This window comes from Streptomyces sp. NPDC094034 (assembly GCF_040303865.1).
Classification (GTDB): domain Bacteria; phylum Actinomycetota; class Actinomycetes; order Streptomycetales; family Streptomycetaceae; genus Streptomyces.
Genome location: NZ_JBEOUD010000014.1, coordinates 135,451 through 154,825, shown reverse-complemented (window position 1 = coordinate 154,825; position 19,375 = coordinate 135,451). Strand labels below are relative to the sequence as shown.

General features: G+C 70.3%; 16 protein-coding genes. 6 read left to right on the top strand and 10 right to left on the bottom strand.

Annotated elements, in window-relative coordinates:
• Positions 1–26 precede the first annotated feature (26 nt).
• Complete coding sequence (gene fahA / locus ABTZ59_RS15790) at positions 27–1,250, bottom strand: fumarylacetoacetase (protein ID WP_351396643.1); 1,224 nt, start codon at positions 1,248–1,250, stop codon at positions 27–29.
• Between the two features lie 631 nt (positions 1,251–1,881).
• Between fahA and ABTZ59_RS15785 the strand changes: the two genes are divergently transcribed.
• From ABTZ59_RS15785 to ABTZ59_RS15770, 4 genes are all read left to right on the top strand, one after another.
• Positions 1,882–2,892: a polyprenyl synthetase family protein gene (locus tag ABTZ59_RS15785; RefSeq protein ID WP_351396640.1), complete on the top strand. Its 1,011-nt coding sequence runs from the start codon at positions 1,882–1,884 to the stop codon at positions 2,890–2,892.
• A gap of 308 nt (positions 2,893–3,200) precedes the next feature.
• Positions 3,201–4,517, top strand: coding sequence for a LolA family protein (locus tag ABTZ59_RS15780; RefSeq protein ID WP_351396637.1), 1,317 nt, complete (start codon positions 3,201–3,203; stop codon positions 4,515–4,517).
• A gap of 148 nt (positions 4,518–4,665) precedes the next feature.
• Entirely contained in the window at positions 4,666–5,649 is a 984-nt protein-coding gene (locus ABTZ59_RS15775) for an ABC transporter ATP-binding protein (protein WP_351396729.1), read from the top strand.
• On the top strand, positions 5,636–6,586 hold the full coding sequence (locus tag ABTZ59_RS15770) for an ABC transporter permease (protein ID WP_503002894.1): 951 nt from the start codon (positions 5,636–5,638) through the stop codon (positions 6,584–6,586). The genes ABTZ59_RS15775 and ABTZ59_RS15770 overlap by 14 nt, the downstream gene beginning before the upstream one ends.
• Before the next feature lie 141 nt (positions 6,587–6,727).
• On the opposite strand, the gene ABTZ59_RS15765 is transcribed toward ABTZ59_RS15770, so the two are convergent.
• The gene (locus tag ABTZ59_RS15765; RefSeq protein WP_351396629.1) at positions 6,728–8,137 is read right to left on the bottom strand and encodes a M28 family metallopeptidase; all 1,410 of its coding nucleotides are present in this window, start codon (positions 8,135–8,137) and stop codon (positions 6,728–6,730) included.
• Between the two features lie 347 nt (positions 8,138–8,484).
• Complete coding sequence (locus ABTZ59_RS15760) at positions 8,485–8,949, bottom strand: VOC family protein (RefSeq protein ID WP_351396626.1); 465 nt, start codon at positions 8,947–8,949, stop codon at positions 8,485–8,487.
• 21 nt (positions 8,950–8,970) lie between these two features.
• Here ABTZ59_RS15760 and ABTZ59_RS15755 point away from each other — a divergent pair, with 21 nt between their 5' ends.
• Positions 8,971–9,588, top strand: coding sequence for a CGNR zinc finger domain-containing protein (locus tag ABTZ59_RS15755; RefSeq protein WP_351396623.1), 618 nt, complete (start codon positions 8,971–8,973; stop codon positions 9,586–9,588).
• Between the two features lie 70 nt (positions 9,589–9,658).
• Here the strand turns inward: ABTZ59_RS15755 and rarD are convergent, their stop codons facing one another.
• Together rarD and ABTZ59_RS15745 are read right to left on the bottom strand one after the other, a co-directional pair.
• Positions 9,659–10,684, bottom strand: coding sequence for an EamA family transporter RarD (gene rarD, locus ABTZ59_RS15750; protein WP_503002910.1), 1,026 nt, complete (start codon positions 10,682–10,684; stop codon positions 9,659–9,661).
• Between the two features lie 196 nt (positions 10,685–10,880).
• Entirely contained in the window at positions 10,881–11,741 is an 861-nt protein-coding gene (locus ABTZ59_RS15745) for an SDR family oxidoreductase (RefSeq protein ID WP_351396617.1), read from the bottom strand.
• A 107-nt stretch (positions 11,742–11,848) separates the two neighbouring features.
• Between ABTZ59_RS15745 and ABTZ59_RS15740 the strand changes: the two genes are divergently transcribed.
• Entirely contained in the window at positions 11,849–12,241 is a 393-nt protein-coding gene (locus ABTZ59_RS15740) for a winged helix-turn-helix transcriptional regulator (RefSeq protein ID WP_351396614.1), read from the top strand.
• Between the two features lie 120 nt (positions 12,242–12,361).
• Here the strand turns inward: ABTZ59_RS15740 and ABTZ59_RS15735 are convergent, their stop codons facing one another.
• From ABTZ59_RS15735 to ABTZ59_RS15715, 5 genes are all read right to left on the bottom strand, one after another.
• Positions 12,362–13,420 (bottom strand): 2-oxoacid:ferredoxin oxidoreductase subunit beta, encoded by a 1,059-nt coding sequence (locus ABTZ59_RS15735; protein ID WP_351396611.1) that lies wholly within the window; start codon positions 13,418–13,420, stop codon positions 12,362–12,364.
• A complete protein-coding gene (locus ABTZ59_RS15730) occupies positions 13,413–15,383 on the bottom strand; it encodes a 2-oxoacid:acceptor oxidoreductase subunit alpha (RefSeq protein ID WP_351396608.1) in 1,971 nt (656 codons plus the stop codon). The genes ABTZ59_RS15735 and ABTZ59_RS15730 overlap by 8 nt, the downstream gene beginning before the upstream one ends.
• A 273-nt stretch (positions 15,384–15,656) precedes the next feature.
• A complete protein-coding gene (locus ABTZ59_RS15725; protein ID WP_249948533.1) occupies positions 15,657–16,316 on the bottom strand; it encodes a response regulator in 660 nt (219 codons plus the stop codon).
• A 207-nt stretch (positions 16,317–16,523) separates the two neighbouring features.
• A complete protein-coding gene (locus ABTZ59_RS15720; protein ID WP_351396726.1) occupies positions 16,524–17,837 on the bottom strand; it encodes a sensor histidine kinase in 1,314 nt (437 codons plus the stop codon).
• Between the two features lie 209 nt (positions 17,838–18,046).
• Positions 18,047–19,225 carry a sensor histidine kinase gene (locus ABTZ59_RS15715; protein WP_351396605.1) on the bottom strand — a complete coding sequence of 393 codons (1,179 nt, stop codon included), beginning with the start codon at positions 19,223–19,225 and terminating at the stop codon, positions 18,047–18,049.
• Positions 19,226–19,375: the final 150 nt, after the last annotated feature.

Genomic DNA, 19,375 nt, shown 5'->3' with positions numbered 1-19,375 from the left:
CCTCCGCGGGTGCCGGGCAGTCCGGTTCAGGCGGGCACGATCCGGCCCGTGACCTCGCCGAGGCCGACCCGGGTGCCGTCGGGGCCCGGGGCCCAGGCGGTCAGGGTGACCACGTCGCCGTCCTCCAGGAATGTCCGGCCGCCGCCCGGGAGTTCAAGGGGCTCGGTGCCGTTCCAGGTGAGTTCGAGCAGGGAGCCGCGCTGCTCGCGCTCGGCGCCGCTGACCGTGCCGGACGCGAAGACGTCGCCCGTACGGAGCGAGGCGCCGTTGACCGTCATATGGGCCAGCTGCTGGGCCGCCGTCCAGTACATGGTGGAGAACGGCGGCTCCGAGATGACCTGGCCATTGAGCGAGACGGAGATCCGCAGATCGAAGCCGCCCGGCTCCTCGTCGGCCGCGTCGTCCAGATAGGGAAGCAGCTCGGCGGTACGTGCCGGAGGCGCCACCCGGGCCGCGTCCAGGGCCTCCAGCGGGGTCACCCACGCCGAGACGGAGGTGGCGAAGGACTTCCCGAGGAACGGGCCGAGCGGTACGTACTCCCACGCCTGGATGTCGCGCGCCGACCAGTCGTTGAGGAGCGACAGCCCGAAGACATGGTCACGGAAAGACGTCTGCTCCACCGCACTGCCCTGCCGCGAGGGCGTCCCGACGACAAAGGCGACCTCCGCCTCGATGTCGAGCTTGACGGAGGGGCCGAAGACCGGCACCGGGTCGGAGGGCGCCTTGCGCTGTCCCGACGGGCGCGTCACGTCCGTACCCGATACGACGATCGTGCCGGCCCTGCCGTGGTAACCGATCGGCAGATGCTTCCAGTTGGCCGGCAGCGCGTCTCCGTCGGGGCGGAAGATCCGGCCCACATTGGTGGCGTGGTGCTCGCTCGCGTAGAAGTCGACATAGTCCGCGATCTCGTACGGCAGATGCAGGGTGACCGAGCCGAGCGGATGGAGCAGGGGCTCTATGTCCGCGCGGTGCGCGGGCACCGTGACCCAGGCGGTGAGGGCCCGGCGGACATCGCGCCAGGCCGTACGGCCCGCCGCCATCAGGGGGTTGAGGCTCGGCCTGGCCAGCAGTGCCGCGTACGGGGAGCCCAGGGCGTGCGCCGCCGCTCCCGCGTCGAGCACGTGGTCGCCGATACGGACCCCGAGCCGGCGGCGGTCGGGCTCGTCGGCGGTGGAGAAGACTCCGTACGGGAGGTTGTGCGGGCCGAAGGGATCTCCCTCGGCCGGTTCGAGCGGGCTCTGCTCGGGCATTGGTGCTGCCTCGCTTTCCGGATCGATGCAGGACACGTTACGTCGCTGTTGCCCAGCCGCGGCAGTGGTGAAAAGTCCGTCTTGGCCCAATAGGGCGGCGTGTGTCGGGTAGTTCGCGGACCGTACCCGCGGTAGCCCCCGAGGCGGATCTGTTCCACCGTCAGATCGCCGCGGTCGGGGCCGCTGCGCCGCCCGTTCGTGATGGCCCTGTTCGTGCGTGATCGCTTGGCTCGTGCATGATCGCTCGGCCCGTTCGTGATCGCCGGGCCCGTATGTGGTCGCCTTGCCCGTAGGTGGATCGTCTCCCGCGGGAAGCAGGTGTGGATGACGTGGGCATGCCGGGCCACCTCGCGATTGCCTCGCGCCTCGTGCCTTGCGCCTCGTGCTTCGTGCCTCGGCGGGCGGTCCCGACCGTGATCATCGCCGTGTGATGGCCGCTCCCCGTTCGCTCGGGGTTCGGTCACTGTTCGGGACGAAAGCACTACTCCTGGTCGTATGGCTGATCCCGAACATAGCGGCGGTTCCGGGAAGGCGCCCACGGTGATCGAAAGGCGACCGGATAGGCTGACTTGAGTGGAGACGCCGACACATCGACAATCCGTGTGATCGTCAGCAGACAGGAGTACCTCTCGTGACCGTCGTCGGGCCGTTCGGGGTGAGCGTGCGGGACCAGGCTCTTGAGGCCGATGTCCAGACCGGGTTGGCGGCTGTCGAGGCAGGGCTGCTCGATGCCACCAAGAGCGACGTGCCCTTCATCACGGAGGCTGCCCAGCACCTGGTACGGGCGGGCGGCAAACGTTTCCGGCCTTTGTTGGTCATGCTCGCGTCACAGTTCGGTGATCCGTACGCGCCCGGTGTCGTCCCCGCGGCGGTGGTCGTCGAGCTGACCCATCTCGCGACGCTGTACCACGACGACGTGATGGACGAGGCGGAGGTCCGCCGGGGCGTGGACAGCGCCAACGCCCGCTGGGGCAACTCGGTCGCCGTCCTCACGGGTGACTTTCTCTTCGCGCGCGCGTCACACATCCTGGCCGATCTGGGGCCCGAGGCGGTACGGATCCAAGCCGAGGCGTTCGAACGGCTGGTGACGGGCCAGATCCTGGAGACCGCGGGACCGCGCGACGGTCGCGACCCGGTCGCGCACTACCTCGACGTCCTGGGCGGCAAGACCGGTTCGCTGGTCGCGGTCTCCTGCCGCTTCGGCGCGATGACCTCCGGCGCGGACGAGTCGGTCGTCGACATCCTCACCCAGTACGGGGAGCGCCTCGGCGTCGCTTTCCAGCTCGCGGACGACGTACTCGACATCGCCAGCGACTCGCACGAGTCGGGCAAGGTGCCCGGCACGGATCTGCGTGAGGGCATCCACACACTGCCCGTGCTGCTGCTGCGCGCCCAGGCCGAGGCGCACGGCCGCCCCGACGACCTCGCGCTGGTCGAGCTGCTGGACGGCGATCTGGCGGACGACGCGCGGCTCTCGGAGGCGCTGCGGCGGCTGCGCGCGCATCCGGCCCTGGAGCAGGCACGGAGGGACACGGTGCGGTACGCGCAGGAGGCGCGGGCGACGCTGACGCCGCTGCCCGAGGGGTACGCGAAGGCGGCACTGATCGAGCTGTGCGACGCGGTGGTCCACCGGGCGGGCTGACGGGGCGTCTGTCTGCCCGACGCGGCGTGCGCCGACGTGGTCTGCGCCGACGTTGCGTGAGTCGTCGGAGTTCACGAGCTGGGAAGCGGACCGGCGGAATCCTGTCTTCCCCTAGTGGACGCGGGAAACATCTCATCGGGATGTCATCCCAGAGCAGTACGCCAAGTTGCGCCCGGGGTCTGACGCTTTGCACGGGGCCGTTTGGTCAGATGGTTAACACCACTCCTGACCAATTCGGGTGAGACTGGCGGCGCGGAGTGGACGAGTGCACGGGACGGAAGGCCGCCGACCACGGAGGTAGGGCACACATGGCACCGAACGACAGCGCACGGATCACCGAGGAGGACAGGGAGCCCGGCGAGGGCCGCCGCAAGGCGGCGCGCTACGCGCTCCCCGCCGCGGTGGCGGTGGTGGCTGCGGCGACCATCGGGCTCGTCCCGGCACTCGCCGCGACCGGAGACCCCGAACTGCCGAAGATCAGCGCGCAGCAACTCATCGAGAAGATCGCCGCGTCGGAGACCGAGCAGCTCTCGGGCTCCGTGAAGATCACCACGGATCTGGGGCTCCCGTCGCTCGGCGGCCTCGGCGACATGGCCGGCGGCGCGCTCGCCGGTGGCAAGGGCGGCCCGGGCGGCGCCGGACCCACCGACGGCTCGTCCGCGGACCCGAACGCCAAGCTGATGGAGCTCAGCTCCGGCACGCACACCCTGCGGGTCGCGGTGGACGGCCCCGACAAGCAGCGGCTGTCGATCCGCGACACCGCCGCCGAGTACAGCCTGATCCACAACGGCGGCGAGATCTGGGCGTACGACAGCGCCTCCAACGAGGCGTACCACGCGACCGCCCCGAAGGACGCGGCCAAGGACGGCGCGGCCGAGGGCGGCGAGAAGCAGGCCCCGAAGGACGCACTGAAGGACGTCCCGGCGACCCCCAAGGACTTCGCCGAGGAGGCGCTGAAGGCCGCGGGCGACACGACATCCGTGAGCGTCGACGGTACGGCGAAGGTCGCCGGACGCGATGCGTACCAGCTGCTGATCAAGCCCAAGCAGAGCGGTTCGACGGTCGGCTCGATCAAGATCGCGGTCGACGCGGAGACCGGCACCCCGCTGAAGTTCACGCTGTCGCCGAGCAGCGGTGGCAAGGCCGTGGTCGATGTCGGCTTCACCGACGTCGACTTCGCCAAGCCGGCCGCCTCCACGTTCGAGTTCACGCCGCCCAAGGGCGCGAAGGTGACGCAGGGCGAGGACAAGGGCGCGGGCGAGCACAAGGGCGACAAGGGCGGAGCCTGGGAGCTGCCCAAGGGCGAGGACGGCGCCAAGGGGACCGGGGAAAAGAGCGCGCCGAAGGTCATCGGCGAGGGCTGGAACGCCGTCTACGAGCTGGAGACCGGCGTCGACGGTGGTATCGCGGGCGCGGCCGGCGCGGACGCGGCGAAGCCGGGCGATGTCCCGGCCGAGGCGCAGCAGTTCCTGGACGCGCTGGGTGACAAGGTCACCGGGAAGTTCGGTTCGGGCACGGTCTTCAAGACCCGTCTGATCAACGCCCTGATGACGGACGACGGCAAGGTGTACGTCGGCGCGGTGACACAGGACGCGCTGGTCAAGGCCGCCAACGCGGCGAAGTAACGATCCGGCCGATCCACCACGTTCCGCCCCGCCGTACGCTCCGTACGGCGGGGCGGAACACTTACCGGGGCCGGTCCGTTCTCGTACTGCCGATGGGCGACCGGGAGGGACGGGGAGGGAGATGACAGCCGTGCTCGACGGGGGTGACATGGGCGACGTGGGCGAAGCGCGCGATGAGATCGATGTGACCGATGTGATCGAGACGCGAGGACTCACCAAGCGGTTCCGTGGCGGGCAGCTCGCCGTGGACCGGCTCGATCTCGCCGTCCCCGCCGGCAGCGTCTTCGGCTTCCTCGGGCCCAACGGGTCGGGCAAGACGACCACGATCCGGATGCTGATGGGGCTGATCGAGCCGACCGCGGGCTCGGCCTCGCTCCTCGGCCTGCCCATGCCCCGCGCGGCCCGCGCGGTACTTCCCCAGGTCGGCGCATTGATCGAGGGGCCCGCGCTGTACGGCTACCTGTCGGGCCGGGAGAACCTCGTACGGTACGACTCCGCCGACCCGACGGCCGATCCGCGTACCCGCCGCGCCCGGGTGACCGACGCGCTGGACCGGGTCGGGCTGACCGCCGCCGCGGGCAAGAAGGCGAAGGCGTACTCCCTCGGGATGAAGCAGCGGCTCGGGCTCGCGTCGGCGCTGCTGCGACCGCGCCGGCTGCTGGTGCTCGACGAGCCCACGAACGGGCTGGACCCGCAGGGCATGCGGGAGATCAGGACCCTGGTACGGGAGCTGGCGGCGGACGGCACGACCGTCTTCCTCTCCTCGCACCTCCTCGACGAGATCGAGCAGGTGTGCACGCACGCCGCGGTGATGGCCCAGGGGCGGCTGATCACACAGGGTCCGGTCGCCGAGCTGGCGGCCGGGACCCGGGGCCGGCTGGCCGTCACCACCCCCGACCCCGGCGAGGCCGCCCGGGTGCTGAAGGAGCTGGGCGTCACCGATGTGGCCGTGGCGGAGGACCGGGTGAGCGGAGAGCTGCCCACGGGCGGGACGGAGCCGGTGGATCTCGCGGACCTCAACGCGGCGCTCGTCCGGGCAGGGGTTCGCGTACGGGCCTTCGGCCAGGAGCGCGCCTCGCTGGAGGACGCCTTCGTCGCGCTGACGGGGGAGGGCTTCGATGTCGCGGGCTGAGACGGGGGACCTTCGGACGGGGGAACTTCGGATGGGGGACCTTCGCACGGCGGGCGGGGGACCGGCGGAGCCCGTGGCCCGGGACCGGGAGCGCCGGCTGTGGTGGACCTTCGGGCTGCTGCGCTCCGAAGTGACCACCACCTTCCGGCGCTGGCGGACTCTCGCGCTGCTGGGGGTGCTCGCCGCCGTACCCGTCCTCATCGGGATCGCCGTGAAGATCGAGACGAGCGACGGCGGCGGAGTGGGCGGGGGTGGCGGGGGGAACGGGCCCGCGTTCCTGACGCAGATCACCAACAACGGACTGTTCCTGGTCTTCGCCGCGCTCGCCGCGACGCTGCCCGTCTTCCTGCCGATGGCGGTGGGGGTCATCGCGGGCGACGCGATCGCGGGCGAGGCCAACGGCGGGACACTGCGCTATCTGCTGGTCGCGCCGGCCGGGCGTACGAGACTGCTGCTCGCCAAGTACGCGTCCACGCTGGCCTTCTGCCTGGTCGCGACGCTCGTCGTGGCCGCCTCGGCGCTGGCCGTCGGCGCGCTGCTCTTCCCGCTCGCTGACGTCACCACGATCTCGGGCACCCGGATCTCCTTCGGTGACGGGCTGCTGCGGGCCTTGCTGATCGCGTTGGTCGTCGCCGCCTCGCTGGTGGGTCTCGCGGCGCTCGGTCTGTTCATCTCCACCCTGACCAACAGCGGGATCGCGGCGATGGCGGCGACCGTCGGGCTGCTGATCACGGCGCAGATCCTGGACACGATCCCGCAGCTGCACGCGATACAGCCGTATCTCTTCCCGCACTACTGGCTGTCCTTCGCGGATCTGCTGCGCGAGCCGTTCTACTGGGACGACATCGTCAAGAACCTCGGGCTCCAGGCGCTGTACGCGGCGGTGTTCGGCTCGGCGGCCTGGGCGCGCTTCACGGCGAAGGACATCAGCGCCTGACGTGCGGCTGCCCGCGTGCGCACCGATTGCAGCACGCGGGCAGCCGCGGTCTCGGGAGAGCGGCCGCCGTTTCAGGGAAGCGGTCTCCGGGGAGCGGTCGCGTTCTCAGGAGGACTCGCGTTCTCAGGAGGGCTCGCGGTCTCAGAAGGTGAGGCGCCAGCTGTCGATGTAGCCGGTGTCCTGGGCGGCCACGTCCTGTACCCGCAGCCGCCAGACGCCGTTCGCGGTCTCGCTGGACGCGTTGACCGTGTACGTGGCGATCACGTTGTCCGCCGAGTCGTTGCCGCTGGAGTCCTTCAGCCGGTAGACCGTCCCGCTCGGGCCGATCAGGTCGATGACCACGTCACCCCGCCAGGTGTGCTTGATGTCCACACCCACCTTGAGCGCGGCGGGCGCGTTGCCCGTACGGCCGGAGACGGTCACCGCCGAGGTGATGGTGGGGCCGTTGTCCGGGATGGTGACATCGTCGACGGTCTCGAAGACCTCGCCCGAGGGGCCGGACGAGTTCGCCGACAGCGTCCAGACCGCGTGGGCGGCGGCGTCGCTGTTGCGGTCGAGCGCCGTGTCGTTGATGTTCGCCGTGCTGTCGCAGGAGGAGTGGTAGCAGCGGTCGAAGGCCTGCCCCGAGGTGCCGCCCCACTTCTGCGCCTGCGCGGCGCTCTTGATGTAACCGGCGCCGCTGAAGAGCCCGCCTACCGGGATGCCCACGTTCTTGAACGGCGCGTGGTCCGAGCGGCCGTCGCCCTCGGTCTCGATCTCCGTCGCGACGCCGATGCCCGCGTAGTAGTCCTTGAAGGTCTGCTCGATGGTCGGGTCGTCGTCGTAGACGAAGTAACCGGCGTTCGGGCTGCCGATCATGTCGAAGTTCAGATATCCGCTGATCTTCGCGCGCTCGGCGGCCGGCAGATTGTTCACGTAGTACCGCGAACCGACCAGACCCAGCTCTTCCGCGCCCCACCAGGCGAACCGCAGATGCTTCGCGGGCTGGAGCTGGGCCCGGGAGACGGCGAGCGCGGTCTCCAGGACGGCGGCGGAGCCCGAACCGTTGTCGTTGATCCCGGCGCCCGAGGTGACCGAGTCGAGATGCGAACCGGACATCACGACCTGGTTCGGATCGCCGCCCGGCCAGTCGGCTATCAGGTTGTAGCCGGTGGCGCCGCCGGAGGTGAACTGTTGTACGGAGGTGGTGAACCCGGCCGCGTCCAGCTTGCCCTTGACGTAGTTGACGGAGGCCAGATAGCCGGCGCGGCCATGGGCGCGGTTGCCGCCGTTGGCGGCGGCGATGGACGAGAACTGGGTGAGATGCGCCTTGACATTGGCGAGCGGAATATCGGGGGCCGCGAGGGCGGCGGGCGCGGCGGGCGTGGACTGCGCCGGTCTCGTGGAGACCGGAGGCGCGGCGGGCGCCGCTGACACGGCGGGCGCGGCGGCGGCGAGCAGCCCTGCGGCGGCGAGTCCCGCGACCGCGGCAGTGGTGGCGCGGGTGGATATTCGGCCAGGTCGGACGCGCCGACCGGGTATGCGGTGGGCTCCGGGAACGGAGAGTTTCATGTGGGGGCTCCGGATTCCGTACGGGGACAGGGACGGAACGTGCGAGACGCCCCGCGACTGAGGGCGCGCGGGGCGTTGGGGCTGTGCGGGTGCTGTGCGGGTGCTGAGCCTGTGCGCTGTGCCTGTGCTGCGCTGGTGCTGATCGTGATGCGGAAGCTGTTGGTGCGCTGTGCGTGCTGAATGCTCGGTGAGAGCTTGACTCGCCGTCAAGAGAGCGAACCGGTCAGCTGTGTTCGCTGACCGGACGGCATGCCGGGCCTGCTCGGCGGGGGTCTTTCGTTTGGATCAGGCTGGGTCGGGGCGCGGTGCCAGGGCGCGCGAGCCCAGCAAGATCCGAACGACAGGCCCTAGGCCACGCAGAACTCGTTGAGTTCGGGGTCGCCCATGAGGACCCACTCCCCGCCGGGCTCCTTCACGCGGCGGATCACCGTCGCTCCCAGCCCCTCCAGGCGCCCGACCTCCGCCTCCCGCAGCCCGGGGCCGGGGTGCAGGTCGAGATGGATCCGGTTCTTGACGGTCTTCGCCTCCGGCACGCGCTGGAACAGGATCCGGCGGCCCATCCCCATGCCGCTCTCCTCCTCGTACGGTTCGTCCGGATGGCGGACGGCGGCCAGATCCCGCCAGGCCGGGCGGCCGTGCGCTGCCAGGACGTCCGCGTCCGTCACCTGGCCGAGGCTCAGCAGCTTTTCGATGAGGACGCTGTGGTCCTCGACGAGATAGCCGAGGGCCGCCGCCCAGAAGTCGGCTTGGGCGTGCGGATCGGCGGCGTCGATGACGATTTTCCAGTGCACGGGCTTGGGGGACTGACTCATGTAACCAGTTATATTGGTTACATGAGTCGGTCCGCAACGGACAGGACGGGCATGCTTCTTCAGCCGCCCGAAGGTGGCCGCCCCTACCGGTTCGACCCGGGCGCGCTCTGCCTGGAGCTGCTGACGACCGGCGGCCCGGGGAGCTACGCGCGGCACGAGGTGCTGCACGACCCCGCGGCGCTGCTGGAATGGGTACGGCGTAGCCGGCTGGCGCCGGGCCTCGAAGACGTGCTGTCGGTACGGCAGGAGGATGTGCGGGACGCTCGTACGGTGCGGGACGCGCTGCTGCGGCTGACCCTGGCCCGTGCCCGGGGTGGAGCGTTGGCGGCGGCGGACCTCGCGGTGATCAACACCGCGGCGGCCGAACCCCCGCTCGTCACCCGTATCGGGTCCGACGGGACCCGCGCCTGGGCCCCGGGCGCCACCGGGCCGGAACTGCTGTCGACCGTCGCCCGCGACGCCGTCGAGCTGTTGACCGGACCCTTCGCGGCACGCGTGCGCGAATGCGCCGCGCAGGACTGCTACTTGCTCTTCGTCGACACGTCACGGCCGGGGCGCCGCCGCTGGTGCGCGATGGAACGGTGCGGTACGCGTGAGAAGGTGCGGGCTCACCGCACCCGTAGCGGCGACACCGCCTGAGCCGCCTAGCCGCCTGAGCCGTCTGAGTCGTCTGAGTCGGGAACAGGCGGGTCGGGGACGCGCGGGTCGGTTACCGGGTGTCCGGTTCGCGAGGACCGGGGGAGGCGGCGGGGGAGGGCGCCGGCTCTGTGACCGGGATCGGCTCCCCCGCCTGTGCCGAGGTGGAGTCCGAGGCCGTTGCCGGGGCCGCCACAGTCGTCGCGGTCGCGGTCGCGGTCGCCGTCGCTACCGCCTCCGCCTCCGCCGCCAGGCGCAGCGCCTCCGCCCGCGTACGGCGGGCGTTCCGCAGCGCGTCCCAGGTCAGGATCGCCAGGGACAGCCAGACCAGCGAGAAGCCCGCCCACCGCTCCGGCGGCATCGCCTCGTGGAAGTACGTGATCCCCAGCACGAACTGGAAGACCGGCGCCAGATACTGGAGCAGGCCCAGCGTCGACAGCGGTACCCGGATCGCCGCCGCGCCGAAGCAGATCAGCGGCAGCGCGGTGATCACGCCCGTCCCGGCGAGCAGGGCCATCTGGCCCGTACCCTCCGAGCCGAAGGTGGCCGAGCCGTACGCGCCCAGCCACACCAGATAGCCGAGCGCGGGCAGGAACAGGACCGCGGTCTCGGCGGCCAGCGACTCCAGTCCACCAATGTTGATCTTCTTCTTGACCAGGCCGTAGGTCGCGAACGAGAAGGCCAGTACGAGCGAGATCCAGGGCGGCTGTCCGTACCCGACGGCGAGGACGAGCACGGCGGCCAGGGCGATGAACACCGCCGTCCACTGGGCGGGCCGCAGCCGTTCCTTGAGCAGCAGAACACCCAGGGCGATCGTCACCAGCGGATTGATGAAATAGCCCAGCGAGGTCTCGACGACCCGGCCGCTGTTGACCGCCCAGATGTAGAAACCCCAGTTGAGGGAGATCGTGGTGGCGGCCACGGCGATCAGCCCCAGCTTGCGAGGCTGACGTATCAGCTCCGGTATCCAGCCCCAGCGGCGCAGCACCAGCAGCCCGATGGCGACGAACGCCAGCGACCAGACCATCCGGTGGGCCAGGATCTCCATGGCCCCGGCCGGTTCGAGCAGTGGCCAGTAGAGCGGGACCAGTCCCCACATCCCGTAGGCACTGATCCCGTACAGCAGTCCCGCCCGCTGGGCCGGCAGTCCCGCCCGCTGGTCGCCGTCCGCCTTCACTGGCCCTCCCCACCACAGACGGCGCCGTCCCGGCACGGCGCCCCCATGAAGGTAGCGCCGCGCGGGCCGCGATGTCATGTCCGTATCGTCATACGGTCATGACGGGTTGTGTGCGAGGTCAGCCCTTGAGCGCCTCGGCGATCGTCTCGGCGAGCGGGGTGGTGGGGCGGCCGGTCAGCCGGGCCAGATCCCCCGTCGTACCGGCCAGCAGGCCGCGCCGGATCCCCTGGTCCACATCGACCAGGAGTGAGGCCATCGGCTCCGGCACCCCGGCGCCGGTGAGGATTCCGAGCAGCGTCTCGGCCGGCACGTTGTTGTACGCGATGGTCCTGCCGGTCTGCCGCGACAGCTCCGCCGCATACTCGCTCAGCGACCACGCCGTGTCGCCACTCAGCTCGTACGCCTTGTCGAGGTGACCCTCACCGGTCAGTACGGCCGCCGCCGCGGCGGCGTAGTCCGCGCGGGTGGCGGAGGCGATCCGGCCCTCGCCCGCGGCGGCGACGACGGCGTCATGCTCCAGTACGGGCGCGAGGTTGCCGGTGTAGTTCTCGGTGTACCAGCCGTTGCGCAGGAAGGTGTACGGCAGCTCGGAGTCGAGGATCAGCCGCTCGGTCGCCTTGTGCTCGGCGGCCAGTTGGAGGTCGGCGTCGGGGCCGCCCAGGATGCCGGTGTAGGCGAGCTGGGCCACGTCCGCCGCCCGCGCGGCGTCGATGACGGCGGTGTGCTGCGGCACGCGCTGACCGACCTCACTGCCCGAGATCACCAGTACCCGGTCACCGGCCCGGAACGCGTCCGCCAGCGTCTCGGGCCGGCCGTAGTCGGCGACGCGTAGCTCGACACCGCGCGCCACCAGGCCCGCGGCCTTCTCCTCGTTCCGTACGACGATGGCGATTTCGTCGGCCGGAACGCCGTCGGCCAGCAGGGCCGCGACGACCAGTCGGCCGAGGTGTCCGGTGGCGCCGGTGACAACGATGCTCATGGGGGGCTCCAGTTCGGGTGGATATGCGCGGATCGGCACTCTCTGTCACTCACCCTAGGCTCGACACTAACCAACCGAAAGTACCCACCTTGAAGTAAGGTACTGACATGGCCGTAAGTAAGCAGGTGGGCAGCGCAGAGAAGCCGGACGTCACCCCGTCCATGTGTCCCTCCAGGCTGGTCCTGGAGCATGTCACCAGCCGCTGGGGGGTGCTGGTGCTCGGCGCCCTGCTGGAGCGCTCGTACCGCTTCAGCGAACTGCGCCGGGAGATCGGCGCGGTCAGCGAGAAGATGCTCGCTCAGACACTCCAGACCCTGGAGCGTGACGGCTTCGTCCACCGCGACGCCAAGCCCGTGATCCCGCCCCGCGTGGACTACTCCCTGACCGAGCTGGGCAGGGAGGCCGCCGAGTATGTGCGCGATCTGGAGCGCTGGACGGAACGACGGCTGGACGACGTGTTCAAGGCGCGCCGGGCATACGACGAGGCCCGGACCTCGTAAGAGATCCGGGCCCCGGAGAACCGCGACGCGCCAGGTCCTGGGGAGACCCTCCGCCTTGCGATCGCACGCACCAGACGCCGCCAGGCCCGCCCTCCGGGCGGACGGCGCTCGCAACACGCCCTAGCCGGCGACCGTCCAGGTGTCGCCACCGGCGAGCAACGTGGCCAGATCGCCCTTGCCCTGCCGCTCGACGGCCGCGTCCAACTGGTCCGACATCAGGGTGTCGTAGACGGGCCGCTCGACGCTGCGCAGCACCCCGATGGGGGTGTGGTGCAGCGTGTCCGGGTCCGCGAGACGCGACAGCGCGAACGCGGTGGTGGGGCTGGTCGCGTGCGCGTCATGGACGAGGATCCGCGACTCGTTCTCGGGCGTGACGGCCACGACCTCCAGATCACCGGTGGCCGGGTCGCGGACGACGCCCTTCATGCCCTCCACGCCGAAGCGGATCGGCTGCCCGTGCTCCAGCCGGATCACGGCCTCCGCGGCCTTCTCCCGGTCCTTGAGGACTTCGAAGGCGCCGTCGTTGAAGATATTGCAGTTCTGATAGATCTCCACCAGCGCGGTGCCGGGGTGGTCGGCGGCCTGGCGCAGCACTTCGGTGAGGTGCTTGCGGTCGGAGTCGACCGTACGGGCCACGAACGACGCCTCCGCGCCGATCGCCAGCGACACCGGGTTGAAGGGCGCGTCCAGCGAACCCATCGGGGTCGACTTGGTGATCTTCCCGAGCTCGGAGGTGGGCGAGTACTGGCCCTTCGTCAGTCCGTAGATCCGGTTGTTGAACAGCAGGATCTTGAGGTTGACGTTCCGCCGCAGCGCGTGGATCAGATGGTTGCCGCCGATGGAGAGCGCGTCGCCGTCGCCGGTGACCACCCAGACCGAGAGATCGCGGCGCGAGGTCGCCAGCCCGGTGGCGATGGCGGGGGCGCGGCCGTGGATGGAGTGCATCCCGTACGTGTTCATGTAGTACGGGAAGCGCGAGGAGCAGCCGATGCCGGAGACGAAGACGATGTTCTCCTTGGCGAGGCCCAGCTCGGGCATGAAGCCCTGGACCGCGGCCAGCACCGCGTAGTCACCGCAGCCGGGGCACCAGCGGACCTCCTGGTCCGACTTGAAGTCCTTCATGGACTGCTTGGCCTCGGCCTTGGGGACCAGCGTCAGCAACTCGTTCGCATCAGACATCGATGGCCTCCTTGAGGGCCGTGGCCAGCTGCTCGGCCTTGAACGGCATGCCGTTGACCTGGTTGTACGAGTGGGCGTCGACGAGATACTTCGCCCGCAGCAGCGTGGCGAGCTGGCCGAGGTTCATCTCCGGCACGACGACCTTGTCATAACGGCCAAGGATCTCCCCGAGGTTGCGCGGGAAGGGGTTGATATGACGCAGATGCGCCTGGGCGATGGGCGTGCCCGCCCTGCGCAGCCGGCGGACCGCGGCGGTGATCGGCCCATAGGTGGAGCCCCAGCCCAGCACCAGCGTGCGGGCGCCGTCCGGGTCGTCGACGGTCAGATCGGGGACCTGGATTCCGTCGATCTTGGCCTGGCGGGTGCGCACCATGAAGTCGTGGTTGGCCGGGTCGTACGAGATATTGCCCGTGCCGTCCTGCTTCTCGATCCCGCCGATACGGTGCTCAAGTCCCGGCGTACCGGGCACCGCCCACGGGCGGGCCAGGGTCCCCGGGTCACGCTTGTACGGCCAGAACACCTCGGTGCCGTCGGCCAGCTCGTGGTTGGGCCCGGTCGCGAACCGCACCCGCAGATCGGGGAGTTCGTCCGTCTCCGGGATCCGCCAGGGCTCGGAGCCATTGGCGAGATAGCCGTCGGAGAGCAGGAAGACCGGGGTGCGGTAGGTCAGCGCGATCCGCGCGGCCTCCATGGCGGCGTCGAAGCAGTCCGCCGGGGTCTGCGGCGCGACCACCGGCACCGGGGCCTCGCCATTGCGCCCGTACATCGCCTGGAGCAGATCCGCCTGCTCGGTCTTGGTCGGCAGCCCGGTGGAGGGACCGCCGCGCTGGATGGCGACGACCAGCAGTGGCAGCTCCAGCGACACCGCCAGACCGATGGTCTCCGACTTGAGCGCCACACCCGGCCCCGAGGTGGTGGTGACGGCGAGTGACCCGCCGAACGCCGCGCCCAGCGCCGCGCCGATGGCCGCGATCTCGTCCTCGGCCTGGAAGGTCCGTACGCCGAAGTTCTTGTGCCGGGACAGCTCGTGGAGGATGTCCGAGGCCGGGGTGATCGGGTACGAGCCGAGGTAGAGCGGCAGGTCCGCCTGGTGGCCGGCGGCGATCAGGCCGTACGCCAGCGCCAGATTCCCGGAGATATTGCGGTACGTGCCGGTCGGGAACGCGGCCCCGGCCGGGGCGACCTCGTAGGAGACCGCGAAGTCCTCGGTGGTCTCCCCGAAGTTCCAGCCGGCCCGGAAGGCGGCGACATTGGCCTCCGCGATCTGCGGCTTCTTGGCGAACTTGGCCCGCAGGAACCTCTCGGTGCCCTCCGTCGGCCGGTGGTACATCCAGGAGAGCAGCCCGAGCGCGAACATGTTCTTGGAGCGCTCGGCCTCCTTGCGGGAGAGACCGAACTCCTTGAGCGCCTCGATCGTCAGCGTCGTCAGCGGCACCGGGTGCACCTGGTAGCCGTCGAGCGAGCCGTCCTCCAGCGGTGAGGTCAGATAGCCGACCTTGGCCATCGGCCGCTTGGTGAACTCATCGGTGTTCACGATGATTTCCGCGCCCCGCGGCACATCGCCGATATTCGCCTTCAGCGCGGCCGGGTTCATGGCCACGAGCACATTGGGCGCGTCGCCCGGCGTGAGGATGTCGTGGTCGGCGAAGTGCAGTTGGAACGAGGAGACGCCCGGCAGCGTCCCGGCGGGAGCCCGGATCTCGGCCGGGAAGTTCGGCAGCGTCGACAGGTCGTTCCCGAACGACGCCGTCTCGGAGGTGAACCGGTCACCCGTCAGCTGCATCCCGTCACCCGAGTCACCCGCGAAACGGATGATGACCCGGTCCAGTCGACGGACTTCCTTCTCGCCTGCGCCCTCCTGTCCGGACGCGGGGGCGCGCTGGTCACCGACGGCGCGATCGCTCTCACTCGCGTCGTCGGCCCCATCGGCCTGCTCGGCTGGGCTACTGACCTGGCTGGTCACTGAACTGGACCTCCCTCGGGCGGCGGCTCGGGACCGACCGGCCGCCCGGCAGTCCCGGAGGCCACCCTACGTCGGTAAGGGTCGCCTTCCCTTGACCGATCGAATGGTGGACGCCAGTTTGAGACGGCCGCGTGCGCCGATTTGTCATATTTTGCCCACCCCCGATGGGATCCGTGAAAGTCGTTCCGCTCTCATCCTTTGGTTCTAGGGCTTTCGTCCCACCCTCCGCCCCGCCTGTGCGGCTGACGGGGCGACAGTCAGGGTGTTCCCCGGTCAGGACCGCAGATACGTCAAAACGGCCAGCACCCGGCGGTGATCCCCATCACTAGGGGAAAGCCCAAGCTTCAGAAAGATATTGCTGACATGTTTCTCGACCGCTCCGTCGCTCACGACCAGCTGCTTGGCGACCGCCGAGTTCGTCCGCCCCTCGGCCATCAGCCCGAGCACCTCACGCTCGCGGGGCGTCAGCCCCGCCAGCACGTCCTGCTTGCGGCTCCGGCCCAGCAGCTGGGCGACCACCTCGGGGTCCAGCGCGGTCCCGCCCCTGGCCACCCGTACGACGGCGTCCACGAATTCCCTGACCTCGGCCACCCGGTCCTTGAGCAGATACCCCACGCCCCGGCTGCTGCCGGCCAGCAGCTCGGTGGCGTACTGCTCCTCGACGTACTGGGAGAGCACCAGCACCCCGATCCCCGGATGGTCCCGGCGCAGCCGCACGGCCGCCCTCACCCCTTCGTCGGTGTGGGTCGGCGGCATCCGTACGTCCGCGACCACCACATCCGGCAGCGCGCCCTCGTTCGCCAGATCACCCACGGTCTTGATGAGCGCTTCCCCGTCACCGACACCAGCGACGACATCGTGTCCGCGGTCGGTCAGCAGCCGGGTCAGGCCCTCCCGAAGCAGCACTGAGTCCTCGGCGATGACGACCCGCACTCTGTCTTCCACGATGATGTAGCCCCCATTGGTGAGATCTGTCCCGTGTGCCCTCCAGCATCCCAGTATTCGTATCGCTCCGCGCACACCCGGCGGGAAATGGGCCCACCGCCTGACGAGAGCCTCCGGGGAGGGGAACCCCCGGAGGGCAGCACGCCGTACGTGCTCACGCCGTACGTGCTCACGCCACGCGGCGCTCCTTGAGCGTCAGCCCCGCCAGGGCAGCTCCGCCGTCACCGTCGTCGGACCGCCGGCCGGGGAGTCGATGACCAGGATCCCGTCCACCGCGTCCAGCCGCTCCGTCAGCCCGGCCAGCCCGCTGCCCGCCGTCGCGCCCGCCCCGCCCCTGCCGTCATCCGTGACCTGAAGCATCAGCCGGTCCTGCGTCTGCCACACCTCCACCGTCGCCCGGCTCGCCCTGGCGTGCTTGCTGACGTTCTGCAACAGCTCGGAGACCGTGAAGTAGGCGATGCCCTCGATCGCGGCGGCCGGCCGGTAGGGGAGATCGACCTCCACCGTCACCGGGACCGTGCAGCGGGAGGCCACGGCGGACAGCGCCGCGTCCAGTCCCCGGTCGGTGAGGACGGCCGGGTGGATGCCGCGCGCCAGATCGCGCAGCTCCTGGAGCGCCGTCTTCACCTCGCCGTGCGCCTCGCCGACCATGCGCGCCGCGGCCTCCGGGTCCTCCGCCAGCTTCTCCTTCGCCAGTCCCAGATCCATGGCCAGGGCCACCAGCCTCGCCTGCGCGCCGTCGTGCAGGTCCCGCTCGATACGGCGCAGATCGGCCGCTGCCGTGTCGACCACCACTCCCCGGTCCGACTCCAGCTCCGAGACCCGGGTGGCCAGCCGGGACGGGCCGAGCAGCCCCATCACCAGCAGCCGGTCCACGGTCGCCAGGCCGCGTATCAGCCAGGGGCAGAAGAGCACCAGCACCAGCCCCACCACCGAGGTGGCGGCTATCTCGAACGGTGTGTCCAGGAAGAAGCCGTCCCCCGCGCCGTCGCTGTAGATCGCGATTCCCGACTGGTCGAGATTGCTGGGAAACACCCAGTGCCACAGCGGATACGTGAACAGCCCCCAGGCCACGGACCAGAACGTCAAGGACACCACGAACGCGAACATCGCCCACGGGAAATGCAGGATCGCGTAGAGCAGATGGCGCCAGGACACCCCGCTCTTCAGCACCGCGCCGACCCAGGACATCAGCCCGCTCTTCGCGCCACGGGCCGGCGCCGGATCCGGCACATCGAGCCCCAGCAGCGCGCGCGCCCGCGCCCGCTCCATCATTCCGAAGCCACGGCAGCCGGCCAGCCCCAACGCCAGCACGGGCACCCCGAGGAAGGTGACCAGCAGGCCCGCCCCGAGCGCGATGGTCGCTATCGCGTAGCAGAACAGCACCGCGCTGATGGGCACGCTGAGCAGCAGATAGCCGAACTCGCGCCAGGTGCGTCCCTCGACCGGGGCGCGCAGGGCCGGCGGAAGGAAGTGGGGCCGCGGCTGCGATCCATAATCCAAGGCCATGGGTGTGGTCCGTTCTGCGAGCGGGCTGGGGGAGAGCGGGCTGCGTGTCTCCATGTCCTCCATGCTCCCGGGGCCGGAGCGCCCGCACCATGAGGCCGGTCTCCGTCTTTCCCCTGGGGTTTTCCCCACCCCCGAGGTGTGGTCGGGCCCCGCCCGGGGTGTGGTCGGGCCCCGCCCGGGGGCACGCCGGGCGGGGCCCGAAGCCGCGCTCAGCCCTTACCGCGCCGCCGCCACGGCAGCTCCGCCGTGACGATCGTGGGCCCACCAGCCGGGGATTCGAGGACGAACAGACCGTCGACCGCGTCGAGCCGCTCGGACAGCCCGGACATGCCCGTACCACCGTCCAGCCGCGCGCCGCCGCGCCCATCGTCCTGCACCTGGATCAGCAGCCGGTCGTCCCGCCGCCACACATCCACCGCCGCCATCCGCGCCTCGCTGTGCTTGCTCACGTTCTGCAGCAGCTCGGAGACCGTGAAATACGCGATGCCCTCGATCGCCTCGGCCGGCCGCTCGTCCAGATCCACGGTCACCTTCACCGGGACCGTGCAGCGAGAGGCGACGGAGGAGAGCGCCGCGTCCAGCCCGCGGTCGGTGAGGACGGCCGGGTGGATGCCGCGCGCCAGATCCCGCAGCTCCTGCAACGCCAGCTTCACCTCGCCATGGGCCTCGTCCACCATGCTCGCCGCCGTCTCCGGATCCTCCAGCAGCTTCTCCTTGGCGAGGCCGAGCCCCATGGCCAGGGCCACCAGCCTCGCCTGCGCGCCGTCGTGCAGATCGCGCTCGATACGGCGCAGATCGGCGGCGGCGGTGTCGACCACCACGCCACGGTCCGACTCCAGCTCCGCGATGCGCCGCTCCAGCTCGTCGGAGGGCGAGAGGAGCGCCCGCACCATCGCCCGGTCGACATTGGCGAGCCCGCGCGCCACGTAGGGGAGGACCGGCCAGAACACGAAGAGACCGGCCAGCGTGACGCCGAACGTCAGCACGCCCCAAGGCAGCCGGATGAACTCGTACAGCACGGTCCGCCAGGCCACCGGATCCTTCAGCCCGGCCCATATCCGGCCGAGCAGCCCGTCGGGTCGCCGTCCGGGGCCATGCAGCGGGCTCGGCTCGTCGATCCGTACCCCGAGCAGCGCCCGTGCCCGCGCCCGCTCCGCCCGGCCGAGCAGCCGCGCCCCCGCGAGCCCGCAGACCAGCCACGGCAGCCCGATCACGGTCACCGAAAGCCCCGCACCGGTGGAGACCGTGAACACCACATAGACGAAACCGACCAGGGAAGCCGGAAGGTTCACCAGGAGATGCGCGATCTCCTTCCAGGTGTGCCGGTCGAAAGCGAAACGCACGGGTGGCGGACGGTCATCGTCGGGGAGGCTGCTGCTCACGGTCATAGAGACCAAGCCTGCACGGAGCGGATGGCGCGCGCCATGGGGTAGCTGGGTCGGCTGAAGTAGGGATAACCCCACTAAGCGGGACGCGGCTGCTTACCAAGCCTTTAACAGGGCCTAGACTCCCGTCCGTACAGATCGTCGAAGAAGCCG

Excerpts from the sequence above, each read along its gene's own strand:
- ABTZ59_RS15775 (WP_351396729.1), top strand. The coding sequence starts at position 4,666 with ATGGGCGACGTGGGCGAAGCGCGCGATGAGATCGATGTGACCGATGTG.
- ABTZ59_RS15755 (WP_351396623.1), top strand. The coding sequence starts at position 8,971 with ATGAGTCGGTCCGCAACGGACAGGACGGGCATGCTTCTTCAGCCGCCC.
- ABTZ59_RS15770 (WP_503002894.1), top strand. The coding sequence starts at position 5,636 with ATGTCGCGGGCTGAGACGGGGGACCTTCGGACGGGGGAACTTCGGATG.
- ABTZ59_RS15735 (WP_351396611.1), bottom strand. The coding sequence starts at position 13,420 with ATGTCTGATGCGAACGAGTTGCTGACGCTGGTCCCCAAGGCCGAGGCC.
- ABTZ59_RS15745 (WP_351396617.1), bottom strand. The coding sequence starts at position 11,741 with ATGAGCATCGTTGTCACCGGCGCCACCGGACACCTCGGCCGACTGGTC.
- rarD (WP_503002910.1), bottom strand. The coding sequence starts at position 10,684 with ATGTGGGGACTGGTCCCGCTCTACTGGCCACTGCTCGAACCGGCCGGG.
- fahA (WP_351396643.1), bottom strand. The coding sequence starts at position 1,250 with ATGCCCGAGCAGAGCCCGCTCGAACCGGCCGAGGGAGATCCCTTCGGC.
- ABTZ59_RS15720 (WP_351396726.1), bottom strand. The coding sequence starts at position 17,837 with ATGGCCTTGGATTATGGATCGCAGCCGCGGCCCCACTTCCTTCCGCCG.
- ABTZ59_RS15740 (WP_351396614.1), top strand. The coding sequence starts at position 11,849 with ATGGCCGTAAGTAAGCAGGTGGGCAGCGCAGAGAAGCCGGACGTCACC.
- ABTZ59_RS15715 (WP_351396605.1), bottom strand. The coding sequence starts at position 19,225 with ATGACCGTGAGCAGCAGCCTCCCCGACGATGACCGTCCGCCACCCGTG.
- ABTZ59_RS15780 (WP_351396637.1), top strand. The coding sequence starts at position 3,201 with ATGGCACCGAACGACAGCGCACGGATCACCGAGGAGGACAGGGAGCCC.
- ABTZ59_RS15760 (WP_351396626.1), bottom strand. The coding sequence starts at position 8,949 with ATGAGTCAGTCCCCCAAGCCCGTGCACTGGAAAATCGTCATCGACGCC.
- ABTZ59_RS15765 (WP_351396629.1), bottom strand. The coding sequence starts at position 8,137 with ATGAAACTCTCCGTTCCCGGAGCCCACCGCATACCCGGTCGGCGCGTC.